The following is a 21,949-nucleotide window of genomic DNA, read 5'->3' as shown; positions in this document are numbered from 1 at the left end:
CCATAAGGAATGCCATGGCCCTCATCGCCAATATCGTCGTCGCCCTGATCGCCCTGCTCCACGTCTACATCCTGGTGCTGGAGATGTTCTACTGGGACAAACCCCTGGGGATGAAGGCCTTCGGCCTGACCCCGGAAAGCGCCGCCGCGAGCAAGACCCTGGCGGCCAACCAGGGTCTTTACAACGGCTTCCTCGCCGCCGGCCTGGCCTGGGGCCTGATCCTCGGCGACGGCGGCCTGGCGGTGAAGACCTTTTTCCTGCTCTGTGTTTTTGTCGCCGGCATCTACGGCGGCCTCACCGCCAAGAAGAAAATCCTGCTGATCCAGGCCCTGCCGGCGGCGGTGGGATTGATGCTGCTGGCCCTGGCATGACAACTCCGGCCATCATCGAATGCCTATGAATGCAGCAAACAACATCGCCGACAATGCCGTGCGCGTCGCCATCGACTCCGGCGACTGGGGCTGCGTCGAAGTACTGATCGGCATGGGCGCCGTGGTCGAAGAAGAAGACGTCACTTACGCCGAACGCAAATTCCCCGACAACAAATGCCTCATTGCCGGGCTACGTAGGACTTACCTTGGCCGCACATTGTCATGCCAAGGCAAACAGAAGCAGGTAAAGATCTAAGCCGCGCGGCAGGCAATCAGCCCTTGCCGCCGCTCAACAGCTTGAGGGCCTGGCGGATGCCGTCGGACACCGCCGCGCCGGCGGGGAGCTGCTTCATGGCGCCGAGGGCTTCCTTCTCGTTGTAACCCAGGGCCAGCAGGGCGTTGAGGATGTCGCTGCCGGCGTCGGGAGTTGCCGTCACCACGGCGGCGCCCAAGGCGCCGCTCTTGGGCAGCTTGTCACGCAGTTCCAGCAGCAGGCGCTCGGCGGTCTTCTTGCCGATGCCGGGAATCTTCACCAGGCGCCCCACTTCCTGCAAGGCCACGGCCTGGGCCAGTTCGTGCACCGATAGGCCGGACAACACGGCCAGCGCGGTGCGGGCGCCGATGCCGGACACCTTGAGCAACTGCCGGAAGGCCGCCCGCTCCCCCTCGCTGAGAAAACCGTAGAGGAAGTGGCCGTCCTCGCGCACCGCCAGATGGGTGTGCAGGCTCACCTTGTCGCCGATGTTGGGCAAGTTGTAGAAGGTGCTCATGGGCACGTCGATCTCATAGCCAACGCCGTGCACGTCGACGATGATCAGGGGCGGATTTTTTTCCAGCAGGGTGCCGGTGAGCTTGCCGATCATGGGATCTCCTTAGTCCGGGCGGCGCCATGGCAAAGTCGGGCGCCCCCTTCCGTCCCTTCCCCTCGGGCGGGGAAGGCGATTGATGAACCCGGCCCAGGGGGCGGGAAAAACCGAATGCCCATGCCTAGCCCGCCACCATGGCAACGGCCAAGAGCAGGCCGAACAGGTGGGCAGCGGCGATGGTGGCGCGAATGGCGGGACGCAGCAGCGCCGGTTGTTCGGCGTGGGCGCGCAATTGGCGCCAGGCGGCGACGGCCGGCAACAGGGCGAGCAGCGCCAGCAGGGTAGCGGCGGGGAACAGCCCCACCGCCACGGCGGCCACCACGTCGACGGCGGCGCAGCCGGCGATCAGGGCATAGCCGTTCACCGCGCCACGGCGGCCGAGCCGGGCCACCACGGTGCGCTTGCCGGCGGCGGCGTCGGCCGTCGCGTCGGGAAACTGGTTGATGTAGAGCAGGTTCGCCACCATCAGGCCGTAGGCCAGGCCGGCGATGATGGGGCGCAGTTCGAAGGCGCCGCGCTGGACGAAATCGCTGCCCACCACCACCAAGCCCCAGCCCAGGGCGATGGCCAGCTCCCCCTGGCCTCGGGCCGCCAGACGCAGGGGCGGCGCCGAATAGGCCCAGCCGACGAACAGCCCCAACAGACCGATCCAAAACAAGCCCGCACCCACCTTCCCCATCAGCCAGAGGCCGGCGGGCACGACGCTGGCGAGCAGGCCGTAGCCCAGCAGGGCGACGGCCCGGGGCGAGAGCACGCCGTTCTGGATGAAGCGGCTACCGCCGGTGAAGGGGAACAGGCGCTCGGTGTTGAGGGCATCGGTGTCCCGGTCATGGAAGTCGTTCACCACGTTGGCGCCGGCATGGGCGGCCAGGGCGAACACCAGGGTCACCAGGGCGGTGAGGGTGTTGAAGGGCAAGTGGGAACGCCAGGCGCAGGCCAGGCCGAGCAGCACTCCCACCACGGTGACGCTGAGAAAGGCGGGCCGGGTGGCGAGAAAGAAGCGCAGCAGCGGGCCGGGCAAGCCGTCGCGGCTGGGTTCGGCGGGGACGCGCAGGGTGTCGGTGTTCATCGCGGGGCCTCGGGGACGGAAGGGCAGAGTTCGTCGACGCGCCGTGCCAGGTTGGCGACGACCTGATCCTGCTGGAAGTTGGCGTACTTGGCGGCGAAGGCGCCGGCATTGGCGGCGAAATCGGGCTGGTCCAGCAACTGGCGCAGGAGGGGGAGGAGGTCCGCCGGCGGCTGTTCGGGATTGACGGCGATGCCGGCCCCCATGGCCGCCACCCGCCGTGCCAGGAGGAACTGCTCCAGGTGGGAGGGCAGCAGCAGCAAGGGCTTGCCCGCCAGGAGAAAGGCGGTGGTGGTGGCCAGGCTGGCGTAGGTGACGGCCAGGTCCGCCTCGGCCGCCGCCCGGCGCAGGTTGACCGGGTTGTCCACGAACACCAGGTGGGGCGCCTGCAAGGCCTGGCGGGCGGTGGCGGCAAGGCCGGGGCAATAGACCACCGTGGGCTGGCCGAGCCGGACCAGGGCTTGCAGGGCCTCGGCGGCCAGGGGAATCTCGGGACGCAGGTAGGCGAAGATCTTCCGCCCGACCATCGCCGGCCAGGGCGGCGTCAGTCCGGTGGGCGCGGCGGGCAGGCTGCCCCAATAACGGGCGGGGCCGCGCTGCTCGTAATGGTCCAGTTCGGGATAGGTGATCAGGGCCTCCTCGGCCACGTCGAACAATTCGGCCAGGGCGCCCAGGGGCGCCTGGCCGAAGCGGGCCAGCACGGCGTTGACGCTGGCCAGGGCGGCGTCCTCCAAGCCCAGCAGGGTCTCCGTCGGCAGGGGCTGCCAGGGCCGCATGTTGGGCAGGGGCCGCTGCCGCGGCGGCACGGTGAAGCCGTTGGAAAACTGCATGACCGGCAGGCCCAGGCTGCGGGCCGCGAGCAGGGCCGTCGGCGCGTGGTCCGCCAGCACCAGCCGGGCCTGGGTCAGTTGCAACAGTTCGCGCCAGGCCACCACCAGTCCCAGCAGATCGTCGGCGTGGTGATAACCGAAGCGCAGCAGGATGTCGGCATAACTCAAGGGCGCGCCGGGCAAGCGCCGCTCCCCGATGCGAGGTGCCGGCAACCAGGCGAAGCCCTCGCCGGGCAGCAGGCGGGCGGCGGCGGTCGTGTCGGTCACGGCCCAACGCACCGCGTAACCCCGCTCGCGCAGGGCCCGCGCCAGGGGCAGGAAGGCGCCGATGTGGCCCAGATTGGCGCCGAACTCCCAGGCGTAGAGCAGGCTGGTTTGCTCTACGCCTGGGGCGCCGGGAACTGTTCCTTCTCCACCGGTCGGCGGCGGCTGTTTTTCGCTCACACCAGCCTCCCGTTGCGCACCCGGAAGCCCTTGGTCGCCAGGGCGCCCAGGCCCTGGCCGCCGTGGGCGTGGCAGATGGCGCAGCCGAGGGCGTCGGCGGCGTCGGCGCTGGGTTCGCCGGGCAGGGAGAGCAGACGCACCACCATGGCCTGCACCTGTTCCTTGGCGGCCTTGCCATGGCCCACCACGGCCTGCTTGAGTTGCAGCGCGGTGTATTCCGCCACGGGCAGGCCCTGGCCCACCAGGGCGGCGATGGCGGCGCCCCGGGCCTGGCCCAGCAGCAAAGTGGATTGGGGGTTCACGTTGACGAATACTTTTTCGATAGCCGCCTGATGGGGGTGGTAGCTGGCCACCACCTCGGCGATGCCGTCGATGATGGTCTTGATGCGTTCCGGCAGGGACAGCTGCTCGTTGGTCTTGATGCAGCCGCTGGCGACGTAGGCCAGCTTCTGCCCGGTCTTGTCGATGACGCCGAAGCCGGTGATGCGCAGGCCCGGGTCGATGCCCAGGATGCGGACGGTTTCACTGGCGACGGTTTTCATGGACGATGACGGGGCCTATTTGCGGGAAAGATAAACGCCCCAGATGGCGACGGCCATGCCCAGCAGCGCAAGGGGGGAGAGTACTTCGTCGAACAGCAGCCAGGCAATGGCCGCCGTGCTGGCGGGCGTGAGGTAGAACAGGCTCGCCACGTTCACCGCCGAGCCGGCGCGGAGCAGCATGTTGAGCAGGCTGATGGCCCCCACCGACAACACCAGCACCAGCCAGCCCAGGGCAAAGAGGAATGGCGGCGTGAAGTCGATGCGGAAATGCTCGGTGAACGCGGCCACCACCAGGGTGACGGCCGCCGCCGGAAGGAACTGGGCCACCGCCCCGGTGCGCCAGTCGAAGCGGGGACAAAAACGTTTTTGATAAAGGGTGCCGGCGGTGATGCCCAGCAGGGCGAAGAACGCCGGCACCACGCCGCTCAGATTGAAACCGGCGCTGATGCGGCCGGACAGCACCAGACCCGCGCCGAGCAGACCCAGGGCCAGGCCCAACCACTGACGCCGGCTCACGCTTTCCTTAAGCAGCCAGCCGGCGCCCACCGCCGTCAGCAGGGGTTGCAGGCCCACCACCAGGCTGGTGACGCCGGCGGGCAGGCCCTGGCCGATGGAGACAAAGACGCCGCCCAGGTAGCAGGCGTGCATCAGGATGCCGGAGACGCCGATGTGGAACCAGTGACGCCGATCCACGGGCCAGGGGGCGCGGGTGGCCAGGGCCACGGCTCCCATCAACAGCACCACCAGCAGATAGCGCAACAGCAGGAAGCTCAAGGGCTCGGCGTAGGGCAGGCCGTACTTGGCGCCGATGAAACCGGTGCTCCAGAAGAAGACGAACAGGGCGGGATAGAAACGCGACATGGCGGTCAGGGATCGCAAGGGTCGCGCTCAGGGCGACGGGCTTGGCGCGGAGGCGGGCGCGGCGCCGTTGAGCAGGGCCTCGGCGGCGGCGATCAGGGCGTCGATCTCTTCCCGGCTGGCTTGCGCCGGCACCGGGAAGGGCAGGAACTCCAGGTCAATGGCGGCGAAGGGCAAGGGGATCAGGAAGCGGTCCCAGTGGGTGCCGCGAATCGCCGCGCCGCAGCGCACCCGGCACAGCCAGAGCGGCACCTGCGCCCGGTAGGCGGCCACCACGGCACCGGCCTTGAGCTTGTGGGCGGGGCCGCGCGGACCGTCCGGGGTCAGCAGCACCCGGCCCCGCTGGGCCGCCGCCAACAGCTCGGCCCAGGCTTCCTTGCCGCCCTTGGACGAAGAGCCGCGAATGACGCGGAAACCCCAGCGTTGCAGCAGGTCCGTGAGCAGACCGCCGTCCCGGCTGCGGCTCACCAGGGCGTAATCGCCGCCGGCGGCGAAATGCTTCCATACCGGCAGCATGTCGCCATGCCAGAAGGCCAGCACCGCCCGCGCCGGCGGCAGCGGGCCCGTCAGCCGCAGGCGCCAAGTGGCGGCGAGCAGGAAGAACACCAGGGGGCCGAGCTTGGCCAGTTGTCGTCGCAGGGCTTTGATCATGACGGACAGTGTACATAGTGGTCCACCAGGGACAGCAGGCGGGCTTCGTCCCAGGGCTTGGGCAGGAAGTGCAGCGCGCCCAGGGCTTCGGCCTGGCGCCGATGCTCGTCGCTGGCGCAGGCGCTGACCACGATCAGGGGCAGGGCCTTGAGTTCCTCGTCGTTGCGCAGGCTGCGCATCAGGTCGAAGCCGTCCATGCGCGGCATGTCCAGGTCCACCAGGATCGCCACGGGACGCTCGTCCACCAGCAGTTCCAGGGCCTCGGCGCCATCTCGGGCGCTCAGGCAGCGGTAGCCGGCCCGCTCCAGGAGCCGGCTCAGGGCCTTGCGGCTGGACAGGGAATCGTCCGCCACCAGCACCGTCGGCGGACGGGGGGCGAAAACCGCCGGTTCCCGGGCCAGGGTGGACGGCGGCAGGCGTTCGAGGCGGGTCGCCAGTTGCAGGGGATTGACGATCAGGGCGATGTCGCCGTGACCCAGCACGGTGGCCGCCACCATGCCTGGCACCCGCTCCAGTTGCGGGCCGAGGCTTTTCAGCACCACTTCCTGCCGCCCCACCAGGGCGTCCACCTCCAGGGCCACGCGCTGCTCGCCGCTGCGCACCAGGACGCGCCAATAGCGTTGGTGGCGACTGGGCCGGGCCTCGCCCCAGCCCAGCAGGTGGGGCAGGTAGTGCCAGCGGTAGTCCTGGTCCTGCCAGCGCACGCTGCCTTCCCGGCGCAGGGCCTGCATTTCCTCCGCCGGCACCTCGCCGGCCTGGACCACCAGTCCAGCGGGAATACCCACGCAGCGGCCGCCGCCGGGCATGCCCGGCTCGCCCACTCGCAGCAGCAGGGCCTGACCGATGGCCAGGGTGAGGGGCAGCACCAGTTGGAAGCGGCAGCCCTGGTCCGGGCTGCTGTGCACCTCGATGCGGCCGCCCAGGGCCGTCACCTCGCTGCGCACCACGTCCAGGCCCACGCCACGGCCGGCCACGGCGGACAACTGGCTGGCGGTGGTGAAGCCGGGGGTGAAGATCAGTTCCACCAGGGCGTCGTCGGCCAACGCCGCGCCGGGGGCAATCAGGCCGGAAGCCTCGCCGCGCTGGCGGATGCGCGCCAGGTCGAGGCCGACGCCGTCGTCCGCCAGGATCAGCTGGCATTCGTTGCCCTGTTGGCGCACCTCCAGGGAAATGCCGCCGCCCTCGGCCTTGCCCTTGCGCCGCCGCTCCGCCGCCGTCTCGATGCCGTGGGCGACAGCGTTGCGCAACAGGTGTTCAAGGGGCGGCACCAGCCGTTCCAGCACCGCCCGGTCCACCTCGGTCTGCTCGCCCTGACAATGCAGTTCGGCCTCCTTGCCCAGTTCCCGGGCGGTCTGCCGCACCAGGCGTTGCAGGCGCTCGAGCACCGTGGCGAAGGGCACCATGCGCACCCGCAGCAGGCCCTGGGACAGGGCCCGGTTGAGCCGGCCCTGGGCCGCCAGGCCGCCCTCGGCCTGGGCCAGGCCCCGGGACAGGGCCAGTTGCACGGCGGCCACGTCGCCGACGCTTTCCGCCAGCAGACGGCTCAGTTCGTCAAAACGCTGGCGCTGTTCCGGCGCGGGCCGGGCCAGGGTTTCCATTTCGCCTAGCTGCTGGCGCAGGCGGCCGATGCCGTGGCTGAGTTCCGCCAGCACTTCCTTGCATTCCCGCAGGTCGGTTTCCACCCGGCCCCGGGCGATGGCCACTTCTCCCGCCTCGTTGATCAACCGGTCCACCCGTTCGGGGCCCAGGCGCAGGGTGCTCAGGGCCGGCGGCATCGGCTCCGTCCAGGGTTCCGAGGCGGCGTCCGGCGCCGCTTCCTCCGCCAGCCCGCCGAGGGCCTCGATCAGGGCCACCGCCCGGTCGAAGCCCGCCTCCACCGCGTCGATCCGGGCCAGGTCCACGGGCCCCGGCGCGGCGATGCGCCCTTCCAGGTCGTGGATCAGCTCTCCGATGCCCAGGGCGCCGGCCATGCGAGCGCCGCCCTTGAGGGTGTGCAGCAGCCGCGCCAGCCGGGCGGGTGCCGCGCCGTCCTCGGGGTCGGCGCGCCACAGGCGTAATTGCTCCGCCACCGCCGCCACGCCGTCGCGACTTTCCTCCAGGAACAGGGGCAGCAGCTGGGGGTCGATGGCGCTGACCAATTCCTCCGGCAGGGGCGTCATCGCCATATCGGCCAGGTTGCCCAGGCCGCCGGGGTCGGTCAGGTCGAGCGCGGCGGGTGCGCCCGCGTCCCCGATCTCGCCGGGCACCGGCCGCAGTGTCGCGCAACGGGCCGCCAGGGCAGTGCCGTCGGGTGGCGACGCCCCCTCGGCGATGGCCGCCAACCAGCGTTCGAACAGGGCCACGCCGTCCTCGGCCAGGGCCAGCAGTTCGTCGCTAGCGGCATCACCGGCCGCGAGCCAGGCGTTGAGGCAGTCCTCCAGCGCCCAGGCGGTGTCGCCGAAATCCGTCAGGGCCACCATGCGGGAACTGCCCTTGAGGGTGTGGAAGCCGCGGCGCAGGGCACGCAGGGCCACCAGGTCGTCCGGCGTCTGGCGCAGCTCGGCCAGGGCGCGGCTCAGGTCCGCGCCCACCGTCGCCCCCTCATCGAGGAAGATGGCGAGCAATTCGTTTTCCACCGGCGCGGCGGCCCGAACGGGCACGGGCGCCGGCTCGGGCGGCAGCGTCAGCACGGCGGCGTCGGGCACGCCGCCGGCCAGGCCGGCCACATAGGCGGCCAGGGCCGTGCAGCGCTGGGCCAGGCCACGGGCGGCGGTCTCGCGCTCGGGGCTGGGCAGGGCCACCCGGCCCGGGTAGGACAGGCGCGCCAGGCCGGCCATCAGGGCGGGCACCAGACGCGCGGCGGCGGGCTGGTCGAGCAGCAGCAAAGCCCCTTCCACCTGCTTCAGCCAAAGCGGCACCGGGGCCAGCAACTCGGGCTGGTCGGGCGCGTGAAAAGCCGCCTCCAGGGCCTGTTCCGTCTGGGCCAGATTGGTCTGCATCTGGGCGCAAACCGCCGCCAGCAACGCCCGCGCCGCGCCGTCCCGGGGCGGTAGCAGGGGCAGAAGCGGGGGCGCGGCGGGCGGGCATGCCAAGGCGTGCTCGCCCTCGGCTTCGCCCCGGGCCCGGGCGGCCAAGTACCGGGCCGTCTGGGTCATGGCCTGGGCTCGGTCGGCGCCGGCTAGGGCCTCGGCCAGCAAAGCCAGGGCCAGGGCCATGGTTTCGGCCAGGGTGTCATCCTGGTCCAGGGGGTTGCGGCGCAGCGCCTCGGCCACGGCGACCACGGCGACCGCCAGGGCGGCGATGGCCTCCTCGCCGTCGTCGGCCAGGGGGGCCAGGACGGCGCAGGTTTCGTGGAAAGCCGGCAGGGCCGCGGCGCTGCCGGCGCAAAAACTTTGCCAGGCATCCGCCAGGGCCGGCAGAGACTGGGCCGCCGCGCGCCGCCGGTCCCGCGCCGCGCGCCATGCCGCGCCGTCCGCCGCGCGGCGTGGAATGAACTCCGCCAAGCCGTACCAACGGCGGGCCTGGGCGACGACGGGGCTGTCGGCGCCGCTACCGTCGGCCACCGCCACCTGGTAGAGGATGTCCCGCATCAGGTCGGCGGGAACGCTACCGTCCCCGGCCAGCAGGGCGTCGATGCGGGCGCCGATGGCGTCGAACAGGCGACCCAGCAGGTCGCGTCGTTCGGGATCGGCCAAGTCTTCGCGGATGCCGTCGCAAAAGGCCAGGGTGAGCCACCAGAAGGCCCGTTCAACGGGCGCCTGGCGGGTCTGCTCGACGATGGCCAGGGAGTTGCGCATGTCCCGTAGCCCGCCCGGCTCACCGCCCCGGTGGCTGTCGAGCCACTTCTGCCGCCCCCGGGAAAACCCCAGTCGGGCCGCCTTGAGCCGGGCGGTCTGCGCCGGCGCCGGCAGGGGATCGACAGCGATCTCCCGCGCGGGCGGCAGCCGCGCCAGATCAGGGAAGAACAATGCGCTGGCGGCGGCTGGCGCCCCGCCGCCGGCCAGCACCAGTTGCCGGTAGGCGGGGTAGAGGGCGAGGGGCTGGTCCGGCCCGTCGGCGGCCAGGTCGGTGAGGTAAGCGGCCAGGGTGGCGAGGGCGGACTGGACCGTCGCCCAGGGCGGCGACGGCAGGTCGAACACGTGTTCCAAGGCGGCGGCGAAGCGGGCCGGGCCGGGCAGATCGGCCACGTCCAGGGCGGCCCGGCAGGCGTGCAGTTCGGAGCGCTGCGCCGCCGGATCGTCCTGGGCCGCCAGCGCGGCCTCGATCCGGGCCAGGGCCTCGGCCACAACCTGGCAGAGGGCGGCCCGCGGCCGGCTCGACGCGGGATGAAAGGTGGGGCCGATGGCGAAATCCGTGACCAACATGCAGGCGTGGGCCGGACTCAGGGGCGGTAACGATCCACGGCCGCCTTCAGCTCGCCGGCGAGGCCGTTGAGACCGGCCACGGCGGCGGCGGTCTGCTGGGTGCCGGCGGCGTTCTGCTCGGTGATGCGCTGGATGTCCTTCAGGGCATCCGCCACCAGGCGGGCCTGGTCGGCCTGGTGGCGGTCCTCGCCGGCGCTGGCGTCACTGGCCTGGGCCTGTTCCTCGGCTGCGGCGGCGATATCTTCCAGGGCCTGGCCGGCGGCGGCGGCCTGGCGCCCACCGGCGGCACCGTCACGGTAACCGTGCTCCAGGGCGACGACGGTTTCCTGGCTGTCGGCCTGGAGGTTGCGCACCTGGGCGACGACCTGTTTGGCTGCCTCGGCGCCCCGCTCCGCCAGGTGCTGCACTTCCTCCGCCACCACGGCGAAACCCCGTCCGGCCTCGCCGGCGGAAGCAGCCTGGATGGCGGCGTTGAGGGCCAGCACATTGGTCTGTTCGCTGATCTCGGCGATCAACTCGGCGATTTCTCCAATCTCCCGGGATGCCTCGGCGAGGCGCTTGACCCGCTGGGCGCCCTCGCCGATGCGGCGCCCACTGTCCCCCATGGCGGCCACCGCCTCGGCGGCGGCGCTGGCGCCCTTGTCGGCGGTGTGGCGGATCTGGCGCAGCTTGCCGGTGGCGGTCTTGGCCTGCTCGGCCTGTTGCTGGAGGGTGGCGGCTACGGATAGGGTGAGGCCGCTGGCGTAGCGGATCTGGTCGGTCTGGGTATCAGCGGCGGCCAGCATCGCCTCGCTGCCGTCGGCCACCTGACCGGTGGCGGCGGCCAGGCGCTGGGCGGTCTGGCGGATGCGGGCCACCAGGGCCGTCTGCTCCTCGGCCAGGGCGTTGAGGGTGGCGGCCACGGAAGCGGTCAGGTCCTCGCTGACCGTGGCGCGCAGGGTCAGGTTGCCCGCCGCCAGGTCGGCGGTCTCGTCGATCAGCCGGCGCAGGGATTGCTGGGTCACGGCATTGGCCGTCTCGGCGGCGCGGCGCTGCTGTTCGGCCTCGATACGGCGGATCACGGCGTCGTCGCCCACTGCCTTGACCATCAACACCAGCATCAACAGGGCGGCGGCGGCGCAGGTGGCCACCACGCCGAGGTGGTTGCCACGGGCGCTGACCAGTTCGTCGATGCTGGCACCGAGGCGGTCGGCGGCCTCCCGCAGGGGATCACTGGCGCGCAGGGCGTGACCCGCGGCCTGCTTGGCCTGGAGCAGGGGCTTGATGTCGGCGACGATGGGTTTCAGGCTCTCCTGCCAGCTTTTGAGCAGGGCTTGCAGCTCGCCGTCCTTGCTCTTGGCGCTGGCCTCGACGGCGGCGGCGATGTCCCGTCCCAATTGGTTGGCCGGCGCCTCGTCCACCGCCGTCAGGGTCAGCAGCAGGGTGGCGTTGCGACCGATGCGCTCCACCAACAGGGGCAGGCCGCCGCCGGCCTGGGCCGCCAGGTCCGCCGCCCGGGGCGATTGTTCGGTGATGTCGCTGACCAGGCGGCCCAGGGCCGAGAGGGCGGCTTCCTGGGCCAGCAACACTTGCAGGTTGCGGTCCTCGATGTCCCACTTGGCGCGCAGGTCCTCCAGCTCGGTGTGGAAGGCGGGGGAAATCGGCGGCAGCAGGGCCGACCGGTAGTCGCCGCCGTTGGCCAGCAGGGTGAACATCTGGGCAAAGCGTTCCCGCCCCGCCCGCAATTCGGCGGTGGCGGCGCCCTGGCCGGTGAGGCTGCCCTGCACCGCCCGGGCCAGTTGCTGGCTCAGGGTGCGCATCTCGCCCACCAGGGCGAGTTGACCGTTGCCGCTGACGGCGGCGCGGTTGTCCTGGAAGGCGACGAAGGCGCCGGCGACGAGGAACAGCAGGAAGGCCGCCGCCAGGATCTTCACCTGCAAGTGCAGGGGAAAAGCGCCGAACAAGGGCAGACGCCGGGGACGGCCGGCGCGCGGGGCGGGGGAAGAGGTCGGTGACATGGACGGCGCGGAACTACAGGGCGATGTCGAGGAAACGCGGCGAGTCCAGCAGGGAGGGCAGCAACAGCCGCCGCCACAGCATGCCCTGGCCGTCGCGCAGGTTCTCGCCGGCCCAGGGCCGGTTGCCGTCGGCGGCGGCGGGCTCGGGGCGCAGGCCTTCCGGCGCGCGCAGGCCGAGGATGCGGTTGACCAGCAGGGCGCTGTTGATGCCGTGGCGTGCCCCCACCAGCAGCAGCCGGGCCAGGCCGTTGCGGGGCGTCGGCGCCAGGCCGTGGAAGGCGGCCAGGTCCACCACGCTGTAGAGGCTGCCACGGATGTTCACCAGCCCGGCGTACCAGGGCTGGGTCAGGGGCACATCGGCCAGGGGCGGCATGGGCACCACCTCGCCGGCATCGGACAGATCCAGCAACCAGCGCTCGCCGCCGGCCTCGACGCAAAGCAGGGTGCCGCCGCCGGACTGGCGGCCGGCCCGGTGCAGGCGCTCGCTGAGGCCCTGCTGGAAATCGCGGAGGGAGGTCTTGGCGCTCATGCCGCCGCCCGCTGTGGTGGCAGGTCCGCCAGCACCCGCAGCAGGTCCTGTTGGGCGAAGGGCTTAGCCAAATGGTGGTCGGCCCCGGCCAGGCGGCCCCGGGCGCGGTCGAACAGGCTGTCCTTGGAGGACAACAGCACCACCCGGGTGGCGGCGTAGCGGGGATTCTGTTTGATCAGGGCGCAGACCTGGTAGCCGTCCAGGCGCGGCAGCAGGATGTCGCAGAAGACCGCCGCCGGCTGTTCGTCCACCAGCTTGGCCAGGGCGTCGAAGCCGTCCTCGGCCAATACCACCTGGCAGCCGGCCTGGCTCAGGAACAGCTCGGCACTGCGACGGATGGTGCTCGAGTCGTCGATCACCATCACCTTGAGGCCGGAGAGATCGGGGGTGCTTGCGTCGGTCATGTCGGAGGCCGCCCCGGGGGCGGAAAGGCCCGGGGGGCGCCGGAACCATTCGGTTAGAATGGCCGAATCTTACCGCAGCACAGGTTCCGCCCTGCCATGGCTTTTTCCTCCAACCGCCCGCCTCCCTACCTGCCTCCCCTGGTGCTGACCTTCGCCGCCACCGACCCCACCGGCGGCGCCGGCATCCAGGCCGACATCCTCACCCTGTCGAGCATGGGTTGCCATGCCCTGTCGGTGGTGACGGCCGTCACGGTGCAGGACACGTCCGGCGTCGAGGGCATCCTGCCCATGGACCCGGACTGGGTGTCCGACCAGGCCCGCAGCTTGTTGGAAGACGTGCCCGTGGCCGCCTTCAAGCTGGGCCTGCTGGGCAGCGTGGAGAACATCGCCGCCATCGCCGAGATCGTCTCCGACTACCCGGACGTACCCCTGGTGCTGGATCCGGTGCTGGCCTCGGGCCGGGGCGACCAGTTCGCCGACGAGGAAATGGTCGCGGCCATGATCGAGTTGCTGCTGCCGGAAACCACCATCCTCACCCCCAACAGCCTGGAGGCCCGCCGCCTGGCCCAGGAGGAGGCCGAGGAAGAGGAAGAAGGCGAGGAGGGCAAGGACAGCGCCATCCTCACCCTGGACGCCTGCGCCCGTCGCCTGATCACCGCCGGCGCCGAATACGTGCTGATCACCGGCACCCACGAAAACACCCCCCAGGTGGCCAATACCCTCTACGGCGGCCAGGGCCAGATCCGCAGCGACAAATGGGAACGGCTGCCCGGCAGCTACCACGGTTCCGGCTGCACCCTGGCCTCGGCCATCACCGCCAGCCTGGCCGGCGGCGCCGACATCGAGGCCGCCGTGCAGGAAGCCCAGGAATACACCTGGCAGGCCCTGGCCGCCGGCTTCCGCCCCGGCATGGGGCAGTTCATTCCGGACCGCTTGTTCTGGGCTAGGGGAGAAGAGGAAGAGTCCTAGGCTCTTTTCTCCCCTTCCCCCTTGGGCACAACCAAGTCCCCCCTCCCCGCCCCCTGGCGGGGTTGCTGAATAGCTTCGTTTCGCTCACTTTTTAAGGATCTGTTTTTCCCGTGACTGACCCGTTTCCGCTCCGCGGCCTCTACGCCGTCACCCCGGACGATCCGCTGTTGCCCCGCTTGTCGGTACTGGTCTCCATGGCCCTCAAGGGTGGCGTCAAGATCGTGCAATACCGCAACAAGACCGCCCCCCAGCCCCTGCGCCGCTCCCAGGCCGCCGAACTGGTGCGCGTCTGCCGCGCCGAAAACGCCAAGCTGATCGTCAACGACGACCTGGCCCTGGCCCTGGAGATCGGCGCCGACGGCGTGCACCTGGGCCGGGAGGACGTTCCCGGCGGCGACCTGGCTGCCGTGCGGGAACAACTGGGACCGCAGCGCATCCTCGGCGTGTCCTGTTACAACGAGATGGCCCGGGCCGAACAGGCCGTGGCCGCCGGCGCCGATTACATCGCCTTCGGCGCCCTGTTCCCTTCCAGCACCAAGCCCGCCGCCGTCCAGGCTCCCCTGGCCCTGCTCGGCGAGGCCAGGGCCCGCTTCGGCGAGCGTTGCGCCATCGCCGCCATCGGCGGCATCACCCTGGACAACGCCCCCCAGGTCATCGCCGCCGGCGCCGACCTGGTGGCGGTGATCACCGACCTCTTCGACGCCATGGACATCGCGTCCCGGGCCGAGGCCTACCAGACACTGTTTTGAACATTGAGTGAGATTGCGACCATGAGCAAGAACGACGACCTGTTTGTCCGCGCCCAGCGCCACATTCCCGGCGGCGTGAATTCCCCCGTGCGGGCCTTCCGCTCCGTGGGCGGCACGCCCCGCTTCTTCACCAAGGGCGAAGGCCCCTACGTCTGGGACGCGGACGGTCAGCGTTACATCGACTACGTGGGCTCCTGGGGCCCCCTGATCCTCGGCCACGCCGAGCCCGACACAGTGAAGGCGGTGCAGGAGGCGGCTGCCAAGGGCCTGTCCTTCGGCGCGCCGACGGAAGCCGAAATCGAACTGGCCGACCTGCTCTGCGAACTGGTGCCCAGCATGGACATGGTGCGCCTGGTGTCCTCCGGCACCGAAGCCACCATGAGCGCCATCCGCCTGGCCCGGGGCCACACCGGCCGCGACATCCTGATCAAGTTCGAGGGCTGCTACCACGGTCACGCCGACAGCCTGCTGGTGAAGGCCGGGTCCGGCATGCTCACCTTCGGCAATCCCTCCTCTTCCGGCGTGCCCGCCGATCTGGCTCAGCACACCCTGGTGCTGGACTACAACGATCCCCAGCAACTGCGGGACGCCTTCGCCCAGCACGGCGACAAGATCGCCTGCGTGATCGTCGAACCCGTGGCCGGCAACATGAACCTCATCGCGCCCAAGGCTGAATTCCTCGCCGCCATGCGCGAGCTGTGTACGAAGCACGGCGCCGTGCTGATCTTCGACGAAGTGATGACCGGCTTCCGCGTTGGTCCCAAGTCCGCCCAGGGTCTGTTCGGCATCGTTCCCGACCTGTCCACCTTCGGCAAAATCGTCGGCGGCGGCATGCCCCTGGGCGCCTTCGGCGGCAAGCGCGAGATCATGGAAAAGATCGCCCCCCTGGGCCCGGTGTATCAAGCCGGCACCCTGTCCGGTAACCCTCTGTCCGTGGCCGCCGGCCTGGTCACCCTGAAAAAACTCCAGGCCCCCGGTTTCTACGAAGCCCTGACGGCCAAGACCCGCAGCCTGGTGGACGGCCTGACGGCTGCTGCAAAGCAACATAACGTCACCTTCAGCGCCCAATCCGTAGGCGGCATGTTCGGCATTTATTTCGCCGCCACGCCGCCCACCAGCTACGCCGAAGTCATGGGGGCCAACAAGGACGCCTTCAATCGTTTCTTCCATGCCATGCTGGGCAAAGGGGTTTATCTGGCCCCCTCCGCCTTCGAGGCCGGCTTCGTCTCCGCCGCCCACAGCGATGCGGACCTGGCGGCCACGATTGCCGCAGCGGAGGCCGTATTCGCCCGGCCGTAACCTGGAATATATACCTTAGGTAATATAACCATGGTATTATCCGTCCATCGCCCTCTGCCTCAGGAAGACCGCAATGGACTGGAGACCGGAATATTCGGTCGGCATCGCCGCCATCGACCGGCAACACCGTGACATCCTCGACTGCCTGAACCAATTGAGCAGTGCCCTCGATAGCAAGGACAGACGCATCCTTGCCCTTGCGGCACTGCATCAATTGCGCGCCTTGATGGCCAAGCATTTCAGCGTGGAGGAGACCCTGCTCGAAATCGCCGGCTACCCCGGCCTGGACAAGCACCAGGCCGGCCACCGGGACATCGAGCAACGCCTGGAGCAATTGCACGCACGGTCCGAACAGGAAGACATTTCCCTGGAACTGGTGCAGTTCATGCGGGAATGGTTCATCACCCACATCCTGCGCAGCGACCAGGAATACGCCCGCTATCTGGCCCTGCACTTCCCCGGCGTCGCCCCGATTCAACAGGCCGCCTGACCCCCGGCGCATCCCCGCCGTCAAATGGGCGGACGTTCCTCATCGTCCGTCCCGCCCGCCGCCCCGCCGGCCAACACGCCCTCCTCCCGCAGCCAGGCCTTGAAGGCCTTCATCACCGGCCGCGAGATCATGGTCTCGGCGTAGAGCCGTTGTTCGTACACCTCGCTCACCAACGTGTCATCCATGCCCGCTAGCGCCCTGGCAATCAGCGCGTGGTGGTGAGCACCGAGCAATTGGCCGGGATGGTCTTTGCTGATTTGGTAGATCACCGCCACCACATCTTTTTCCCGCTGACCCATCTTGCATTTGCCGTCGAGGATTTTCAGCATCAGGGTGGTGATGCAATCCCGATGAATGGGGCTCAGCGTTGTGACGGAGGCCCAGGCTTGGAGACGAGTGGTATCGGCGGGGGTGAGCATGGGGTATGGGGATCAGTTGGATGATTTTCCGCCCCCTCACTCCGCCCCTCTCCCTCGAGGGGAGAGGGAGCCTGCTGCTGGGAATTCGAGATTTTGGGGAACAGTTTCAACTCAGGTTAGGGATGGTCGGGTGGCCCGTTCATGGTTCGATACCTCACCAGGAACGGTAGGGAGGGCGGTGCCGGACTTGTCGCAAAACGCACGCGGCCCCACCCCTTCCTTGCCGATTCGCAAAGAATGCGCCAGGGGAAAGCCGGCCCATGGCTGGCTTTCCCCTGGCGCGGCGATGGGGACGCGAGGCTTACTCGGGCAGAAAGGCCTGCAACAGCCGGTTGAGATAACGCCGCCCGAGGGCGGTGGGGGCGATCTGGTCGCCCGTCACGCTCAACAAGCCTTCCTTGCGGGCCGCGATCAAAGTGGCCTCCACCACGCCCAGGGGCAGGCCGGTGCGGTCGGTGAACAAACCGGTATCGAAACCGTCCGCCAGGCGCAGAGCGTTCATCATGAACTCGAAGGGCAGTTCCGTCGCCGTGACGAAACGCCGCTCCTGGACGAAGTCGCCCCGAGCCGCCCCTTCCAGGTAGTCGCGCGGATGCTTGCGCCGCATTTCCCGCAGTACCGGCGTTTCGCCCGGGGCCAGGGAGGGGGACGAAGAGGTGATCTTGCCGTGGGCGCCGGCGCCGATGCCCAGATAGTCGCCGAAGGTCCAGTAGTTGGTGTTGTGGAAGCATCTCGCATCGCTTGCGCGATTTGGCTGCTCAGGGGCTCCAACGCTCCCCCTCCCATCCTCCCCCTCCAGGCGGGGGAGGCGGTTGGTGACCTTGGCGTAGGCCGAGGTTTCGTAGTGTTCATAGCCGGCGGCGGCCAGGGTGGCTTCCACCAGGTCCTGCATGTCGGCAGCGACATCGTCGTCGGGCAGGAGTGGCGGTTGGTGGGCGAAGGGAGTGTTGGGCTCCAGGGTCAGGTGATAGGCCGACAGGTGGGGCGTGCCGCAGGCGACGGCCCGGCGCAGATCGCCCTCCAGCTCCGCCATGGTCTGCTGGGGCAAGGCGTACATCAGGTCGATGTTCACCTGATCGAAATGTTTGAGGGCCAGGTCTATGGCCCGCTGCGCCTCGGCGGCGGAATGGATGCGGCCCAGGGCGCGGAGCTTGGCGTCGTCGAAGCTCTGGATGCCGAGGGACACCCGGTTCACCCCGGCGGCGCGAAAGCCGGCGAACTTGTCCGCCTCCACGGTGCCGGGATTGGCCTCAAGGGTGATTTCCGCCGTCGGCGACAGGGGCAGCCGGGCGCGGAAGGCCGCCAGCAGGGTGTCCACCGCCCGCACCGAGAGCAGGCTGGGGGTGCCACCACCGAAGAAGATGCTGTGCACCGGGCGGTTCCACACCTGGGGCAGGGCCGATTCCAGGTCGGCGATCAGGGCCGCGACGTAGGCATCCTCCGGCAGGTCCACCTTGGCCTCGTGGGAATTGAAGTCGCAGTAGGGGCACTTGCGCACGCACCAGGGCACGTGCACGTAAAGGGACAGGGGCGGCAGGGCCGTGAAGCGGGGCTCGGCCGCGACGACGGTCGGCGTGGCGGGATGGATGGGGATGGTGCGGGAAGGGCTGCGGCTCATGACAGGAAATCCGGTTGCCGGGTGCGAACCCGGGGGACGCGATCCAGGGACCAGCGGGACGGCGCCCAGGCCCAGAAGTCTTCGGCGCTGACCAACTCGTCGCGAGCGGGCAGCGCCTGGCCGAGGAAGCGCCAGGCGGCGAGCAGCGCCGCCAGGGGCCGGGTCGCGTCCACCGGCGGCGCCTGGGTTTGCTTGGACAGTTTTTCGCCGGCGGCATTCACGGCCACCGGCAGATGGGCATAGGCCGGCGTGGGTAGCCCCAAGCAGCGTTGCAGGGCGATCTGGCGCGGGGTCGAGTCCAGCAGGTCGGCACCGCGCACCACGTGGCTGACGCCCTGGTCGGCGTCGTCCACCACCACCGCCAACTGATAGGCGAAATAGCCGTCGGCCCGCAACAGGACGAAGTCGCCCACGTCCCGTTCCAGGCACTGCGCGCAGCGGCCCTGGAGGGCGTCGTCGAAAACCACCGGGGCATTGTCCGTGCGCAGGCGCCAGGCCCGGGGCTCGGCCCCCGGCGGCAGGCCGGCGCGACAGGTGCCGGGGTAGCGCGGGCTGCCGTCGATGGCGGTGTCCGCGTCCGCCAGGTCCTTGCGGGAACAGGCGCAGGGGTAGGCCAGGCCGTCCCGCTTGAGCTGATCCAGGGCTGCCCGATAGCGGGCCTTGCGCCGGCTTTGCACCAGCACCTCGCCGTCCCAGGCGAAGCCCAGGGCCTCCAGGTCGCGCAGGATGCCGTCGGCTGCGGCGGCGGAACAACGGGGCTCGTCCACGTCCTCCATGCGCAGCAGCCACTCGCCGCCCTGGCGGCGGGCTTCCAGGCAACTGCCGAGGGCGGCCACCACCGAACCGAAATGGAGCGGCCCGGTGGGACTGGGAGCGAAGCGTCCCCGGAGCGGCGGGGCGGCGGTGTGACTCATGTCAGCGAGGGGAACGGGGGCATCGAATACAATGGCGCCAAGTATCTCATCCCCGGCGCCACCGCCGCCCCTCCCCGCCTGTTTCCGCCCCCATCCATGGATTTCCTGCCCCTGCTCCACGCCCTGATCCTCGGCATCGTCGAAGGTCTCACCGAATTCCTGCCGGTTTCCTCCACCGGCCACCTGATCCTGGCCGGCGACCTGCTCGGCTTCAACGACGACAAGGGCAAGCTGTTCGAAATCGTCATCCAGTCCGGCGCCATCCTGGCGGTGGTGTGGGAATACCGCCTGCGCATCGCCCAGGTGTTGCTGGGCCTGTTCCACGATCGCAACGCGCAAAAGCTGGTGATCAACCTGGCCGTGGCCTTCGTGCCCCTGGCGGCCCTGGGCCTGCTGTTCGGCAAGGCGATCAAGGCCCACCTGTTCAATCCCCTCACCGTGGCCGGGGCCTTCATCATCGGCGGCCTGATCATCCTCTGGGCGGAAAAGCGGCAACACCGCATCCGGGTCGAAAGCGTGGACGAGCTGGACGTGATCGACGCCTTCAAGCTGGGCCTGGCCCAGGCCCTGGCCCTAATCCCCGGCACCTCCCGTTCCGGCGCCACCATCATCGGCGGCCTGTTCTTCGGCCTGTCGCGCCGGGCCGCCACGGAGTTCTCCTTCTTCCTCGCCATTCCCACCCTGCTGGTGGCCACCGCCTATCAGCTCTACAAGGAAAAGGACCTGCTCAACGGCGACGACCTGGGCATGTGGCTGGTGGGCTTCGTCGCCGCCTTCGTTTCCGCCTTTCTTTGCGTGCGCTGGCTGTTGCGCTACATCAGCCACCACGACTTCACCGTGTTTGCCTGGTACCGCATCGCCTTCGGCCTCGCCGTGCTGGCCACCTGGCATTACGGCCTGGTGAACTGGACCGCCGGCTGAAGGCCACGCCGCTCATCGTTCCCGTGCTGCTCTACCTCCACGGTTTCGGCTCCTCGCCGGATTCCCACAAGGCCAGGCGCACCGCCGCGGCCGCCGCGGCGCGGGGACTGGCCTTCGCCTGTCCGCAACTGCCGGTCTCGCCCAGCGCAGCAGTGGCCCTGGCCGAGGACATCATCGCCAGCGGCGGGGAAAGAGTGACCCTGATCGGCTCCTCCCTCGGCGGCCACTACGCCACCTGGCTGGCGGAACGCCATGGCTGCCGGGCGGTGCTGGTCAATCCGGCCGTGGTGGCCACCCTCGACCTGGACCGCTTCGTCGGCCGCCACCCCTGGTGGGGCCGGGACGAACACTTCGAGTTCACCGCCGCCCACGCCGCCGAACTGCGCGCCCTGGACGTGGCCGCCATCACCCGCCCCGGGCGCTATTGGCTGCTGGCGGAGGAAGGCGACGAGGTGCTGGACTACCGCCACGCGGTGGCCAAATACGCCGGGGCCCGGCAAACCGTGCTCCCCGGCGGCGACCACAGTTTCAGCCGTTGGGACGCCATGCTGGACGCGGTGCTCGACTTCGCCACCGCGTCCTAGGTCACCGCGGCTGCGGCGAGGCGCTCACAGCCCCAGATCGCTCAGGCCCGGATGGTCCGCCGGACGGGTACCCAGGGGCCAGAAGAACTTGCGCTCGCTTTCCTTGATGGGCATGTCGTTGATGCTGGCGAAGCGGCGCTGCATCAGGCCCTGGGCGTTGAACTCCCAGTTCTCGTTGCCGTAGGAGCGATACCACTGGCCCGAATCGTCGTGCCACTCGTAGGCGAAGCGGACGGCGATGCGGTTGTCCTCGAAGGCCCACAACTCCTTGATCAGGCGGTAATCCAACTCCCGCGCCCACTTGCGGCTGAGGAACTGGACGATCTCGGCCCGGCCGCGGGGAAACTCGGCGCGGTTGCGCCACTGGCTGTCCTCGGTATAGACCAGGGACACCCGCTGGGGATCGCGGCTGTTCCAGCCGTCTTCCGCCATGCGAACTTTCTGTATGGCCGTTTCCCGGGTGAAGGGGGGCACGGGGGGGCGAACGCTCTCTGCACTCATGGGGTTTCCTTTCTTCTGGTGGACGAAAAAACGCGGGGATCAGATCGAATGTTTTCATGGGTCCGGCCAGGTGTCTGCCGGACCGTCGCCCTCGCCCACCAATCGCATGGGGTGGGCGGGGCATGTTTTTTTAGTAGGTCTTGTAGGGCAGGAACTTACCGGACATGGTGATGGACACCCGGTCGCCGGCGGGGTTGGGTTCCCGCTGCATGTCCATCTTGAAGTCGATGGCGGACATGATGCCGTCGCCGAACTCCTCGTGGATCAGTTCCTTGAAGGTGGTGCCGTAGACGCTGATCAGCTCGTAGAAACGGTAGATCAGGGGGTCCGTGGGCACGGCGGTGGGCAGGGAGCCCTTGTAGGGCACCACCTGGAGCAGGGCCACGGCCTCTTCCGGCAGGCCGAAAATCTGGCCGAGGGTCTTGGCCTGGGCCGCGTCGAAGGTCATCTGGCCGAGACAGCCGGCGGTGACCCATTCCTTGGACAGGCCGATCTGCTTGGCCACGTCGGCCCACTTGAGGCCCTTCTTGATCTTGGCGGCAACGATCAGCTCGGTGACATCCATGCGGTTCATGATGAAGACT

General features: G+C 69.5%; 23 protein-coding genes. 8 read left to right on the top strand and 15 right to left on the bottom strand.

Features of this window, described 5'->3' with window-relative positions:
• Nucleotides 1-14 precede the first annotated feature (14 nt).
• On the top strand, nt 15-371 hold the full coding sequence (locus tag ACYQ2U_RS06845; RefSeq protein ID WP_459949611.1) for a DUF1304 domain-containing protein: 357 nt from the start codon (nt 15-17) through the stop codon (nt 369-371).
• Between the two features lie 25 nt (nt 372-396).
• Nucleotides 397-627: a hypothetical protein gene (locus tag ACYQ2U_RS06840; RefSeq protein WP_459949610.1), complete on the top strand. Its 231-nt coding sequence runs from the start codon at nt 397-399 to the stop codon at nt 625-627.
• 16 nt (nt 628-643) lie between these two features.
• Here ACYQ2U_RS06840 and ruvA read toward each other — a convergent pair whose 3' ends face one another.
• The 10 genes from ruvA to ACYQ2U_RS06790 all read right to left on the bottom strand — a co-directional run bounded on the left by ruvA (nt 644) and on the right by ACYQ2U_RS06790 (nt 12,901).
• On the bottom strand, nt 644-1,234 hold the full coding sequence (gene ruvA / locus ACYQ2U_RS06835; protein ID WP_459949609.1) for a Holliday junction branch migration protein RuvA: 591 nt from the start codon (nt 1,232-1,234) through the stop codon (nt 644-646).
• Nucleotides 1,235-1,358: 124 nt separating this feature from the next.
• On the bottom strand, nt 1,359-2,306 hold the full coding sequence (locus tag ACYQ2U_RS06830) for a UbiA family prenyltransferase (RefSeq protein ID WP_459949608.1): 948 nt from the start codon (nt 2,304-2,306) through the stop codon (nt 1,359-1,361).
• Nucleotides 2,303-3,577: a hypothetical protein gene (locus ACYQ2U_RS06825; protein WP_459949607.1), complete on the bottom strand. Its 1,275-nt coding sequence runs from the start codon at nt 3,575-3,577 to the stop codon at nt 2,303-2,305. Before ACYQ2U_RS06825 ends, ACYQ2U_RS06830 begins: the two co-directional genes overlap by 4 nt.
• On the bottom strand, nt 3,574-4,119 hold the full coding sequence (ruvC, locus tag ACYQ2U_RS06820; RefSeq protein WP_459949606.1) for a crossover junction endodeoxyribonuclease RuvC: 546 nt from the start codon (nt 4,117-4,119) through the stop codon (nt 3,574-3,576). Before ruvC ends, ACYQ2U_RS06825 begins: the two co-directional genes overlap by 4 nt.
• A 15-nt stretch (nt 4,120-4,134) precedes the next feature.
• A complete protein-coding gene (locus ACYQ2U_RS06815; protein ID WP_459949605.1) occupies nt 4,135-4,998 on the bottom strand; it encodes a DMT family transporter in 864 nt (287 codons plus the stop codon).
• 9 nt (nt 4,999-5,007) lie between these two features.
• Entirely contained in the window at nt 5,008-5,628 is a 621-nt protein-coding gene (locus tag ACYQ2U_RS06810; RefSeq protein ID WP_459949604.1) for a DUF374 domain-containing protein, read from the bottom strand.
• Nucleotides 5,625-9,971 (bottom strand): hybrid sensor histidine kinase/response regulator, encoded by a 4,347-nt coding sequence (locus ACYQ2U_RS06805; RefSeq protein ID WP_459949603.1) that lies wholly within the window; start codon nt 9,969-9,971, stop codon nt 5,625-5,627. Before ACYQ2U_RS06805 ends, ACYQ2U_RS06810 begins: the two co-directional genes overlap by 4 nt.
• A gap of 17 nt (nt 9,972-9,988) precedes the next feature.
• Nucleotides 9,989-11,968, bottom strand: a complete 1,980-nt coding sequence (locus ACYQ2U_RS06800) for a methyl-accepting chemotaxis protein (protein ID WP_459949602.1) — start codon at nt 11,966-11,968, stop codon at nt 9,989-9,991.
• Between the two features lie 13 nt (nt 11,969-11,981).
• Nucleotides 11,982-12,497, bottom strand: a complete 516-nt coding sequence (locus ACYQ2U_RS06795; protein ID WP_459949601.1) for a chemotaxis protein CheW — start codon at nt 12,495-12,497, stop codon at nt 11,982-11,984.
• The gene (locus ACYQ2U_RS06790) at nt 12,494-12,901 is read right to left on the bottom strand and encodes a response regulator (protein WP_459949600.1); all 408 of its coding nucleotides are present in this window, start codon (nt 12,899-12,901) and stop codon (nt 12,494-12,496) included. The genes ACYQ2U_RS06795 and ACYQ2U_RS06790 overlap by 4 nt, the downstream gene beginning before the upstream one ends.
• Before the next feature lie 96 nt (nt 12,902-12,997).
• Between ACYQ2U_RS06790 and thiD the strand changes: the two genes are divergently transcribed.
• The 4 genes from thiD (at nt 12,998) to ACYQ2U_RS06770 (ending at nt 16,408) form a co-directional block, all read left to right on the top strand.
• Complete coding sequence (gene thiD / locus ACYQ2U_RS06785) at nt 12,998-13,870, top strand: bifunctional hydroxymethylpyrimidine kinase/phosphomethylpyrimidine kinase (protein ID WP_459949599.1); 873 nt, start codon at nt 12,998-13,000, stop codon at nt 13,868-13,870.
• Nucleotides 13,871-13,980: 110 nt separating this feature from the next.
• Nucleotides 13,981-14,619 carry a thiamine phosphate synthase gene (gene thiE / locus ACYQ2U_RS06780; RefSeq protein ID WP_459949598.1) on the top strand — a complete coding sequence of 213 codons (639 nt, stop codon included), beginning with the start codon at nt 13,981-13,983 and terminating at the stop codon, nt 14,617-14,619.
• Between the two features lie 21 nt (nt 14,620-14,640).
• Entirely contained in the window at nt 14,641-15,918 is a 1,278-nt protein-coding gene (hemL, locus tag ACYQ2U_RS06775; RefSeq protein WP_459949597.1) for a glutamate-1-semialdehyde 2,1-aminomutase, read from the top strand.
• Between the two features lie 73 nt (nt 15,919-15,991).
• Nucleotides 15,992-16,408 (top strand): bacteriohemerythrin, encoded by a 417-nt coding sequence (locus ACYQ2U_RS06770; RefSeq protein WP_459949596.1) that lies wholly within the window; start codon nt 15,992-15,994, stop codon nt 16,406-16,408.
• A 20-nt stretch (nt 16,409-16,428) separates the two neighbouring features.
• Here the strand turns inward: ACYQ2U_RS06770 and ACYQ2U_RS06765 are convergent, their stop codons facing one another.
• From ACYQ2U_RS06765 to gluQRS, 3 genes are all read right to left on the bottom strand, one after another.
• Entirely contained in the window at nt 16,429-16,827 is a 399-nt protein-coding gene (locus ACYQ2U_RS06765) for a hypothetical protein (protein ID WP_459949595.1), read from the bottom strand.
• Nucleotides 16,828-17,128: 301 nt separating this feature from the next.
• Complete coding sequence (gene hemW / locus ACYQ2U_RS06760) at nt 17,129-18,445, bottom strand: radical SAM family heme chaperone HemW (RefSeq protein ID WP_459949594.1); 1,317 nt, start codon at nt 18,443-18,445, stop codon at nt 17,129-17,131.
• A complete protein-coding gene (gene gluQRS / locus ACYQ2U_RS06755; RefSeq protein ID WP_459949593.1) occupies nt 18,442-19,359 on the bottom strand; it encodes a tRNA glutamyl-Q(34) synthetase GluQRS in 918 nt (305 codons plus the stop codon). The genes hemW and gluQRS overlap by 4 nt, the downstream gene beginning before the upstream one ends.
• Nucleotides 19,360-19,455: 96 nt before the next feature.
• Here gluQRS and ACYQ2U_RS06750 point away from each other — a divergent pair, with 96 nt between their 5' ends.
• Together ACYQ2U_RS06750 and ACYQ2U_RS06745 are read left to right on the top strand one after the other, a co-directional pair.
• A complete protein-coding gene (locus ACYQ2U_RS06750) occupies nt 19,456-20,280 on the top strand; it encodes an undecaprenyl-diphosphate phosphatase (protein ID WP_459949931.1) in 825 nt (274 codons plus the stop codon).
• Between the two features lie 23 nt (nt 20,281-20,303).
• Nucleotides 20,304-20,864, top strand: a complete 561-nt coding sequence (locus tag ACYQ2U_RS06745) for a YqiA/YcfP family alpha/beta fold hydrolase (RefSeq protein ID WP_459949592.1) — start codon at nt 20,304-20,306, stop codon at nt 20,862-20,864.
• A gap of 24 nt (nt 20,865-20,888) precedes the next feature.
• Here ACYQ2U_RS06745 and ACYQ2U_RS06740 read toward each other — a convergent pair whose 3' ends face one another.
• Nucleotides 20,889-21,365 carry a nuclear transport factor 2 family protein gene (locus tag ACYQ2U_RS06740; RefSeq protein WP_459949591.1) on the bottom strand — a complete coding sequence of 159 codons (477 nt, stop codon included), beginning with the start codon at nt 21,363-21,365 and terminating at the stop codon, nt 20,889-20,891.
• Nucleotides 21,366-21,495: 130 nt separating this feature from the next.
• Entirely contained in the window at nt 21,496-21,939 is a 444-nt protein-coding gene (cynS, locus tag ACYQ2U_RS06735) for a cyanase (protein ID WP_459949590.1), read from the bottom strand.
• Nucleotides 21,940-21,949: the final 10 nt, after the last annotated feature.

Source organism: Denitratisoma sp. agr-D3 (genome assembly GCF_054658675.1).
The sequence above is the reverse complement of the archived record's forward strand: the minus strand, read 5'-3'. Positions and strand labels throughout refer to the sequence as shown.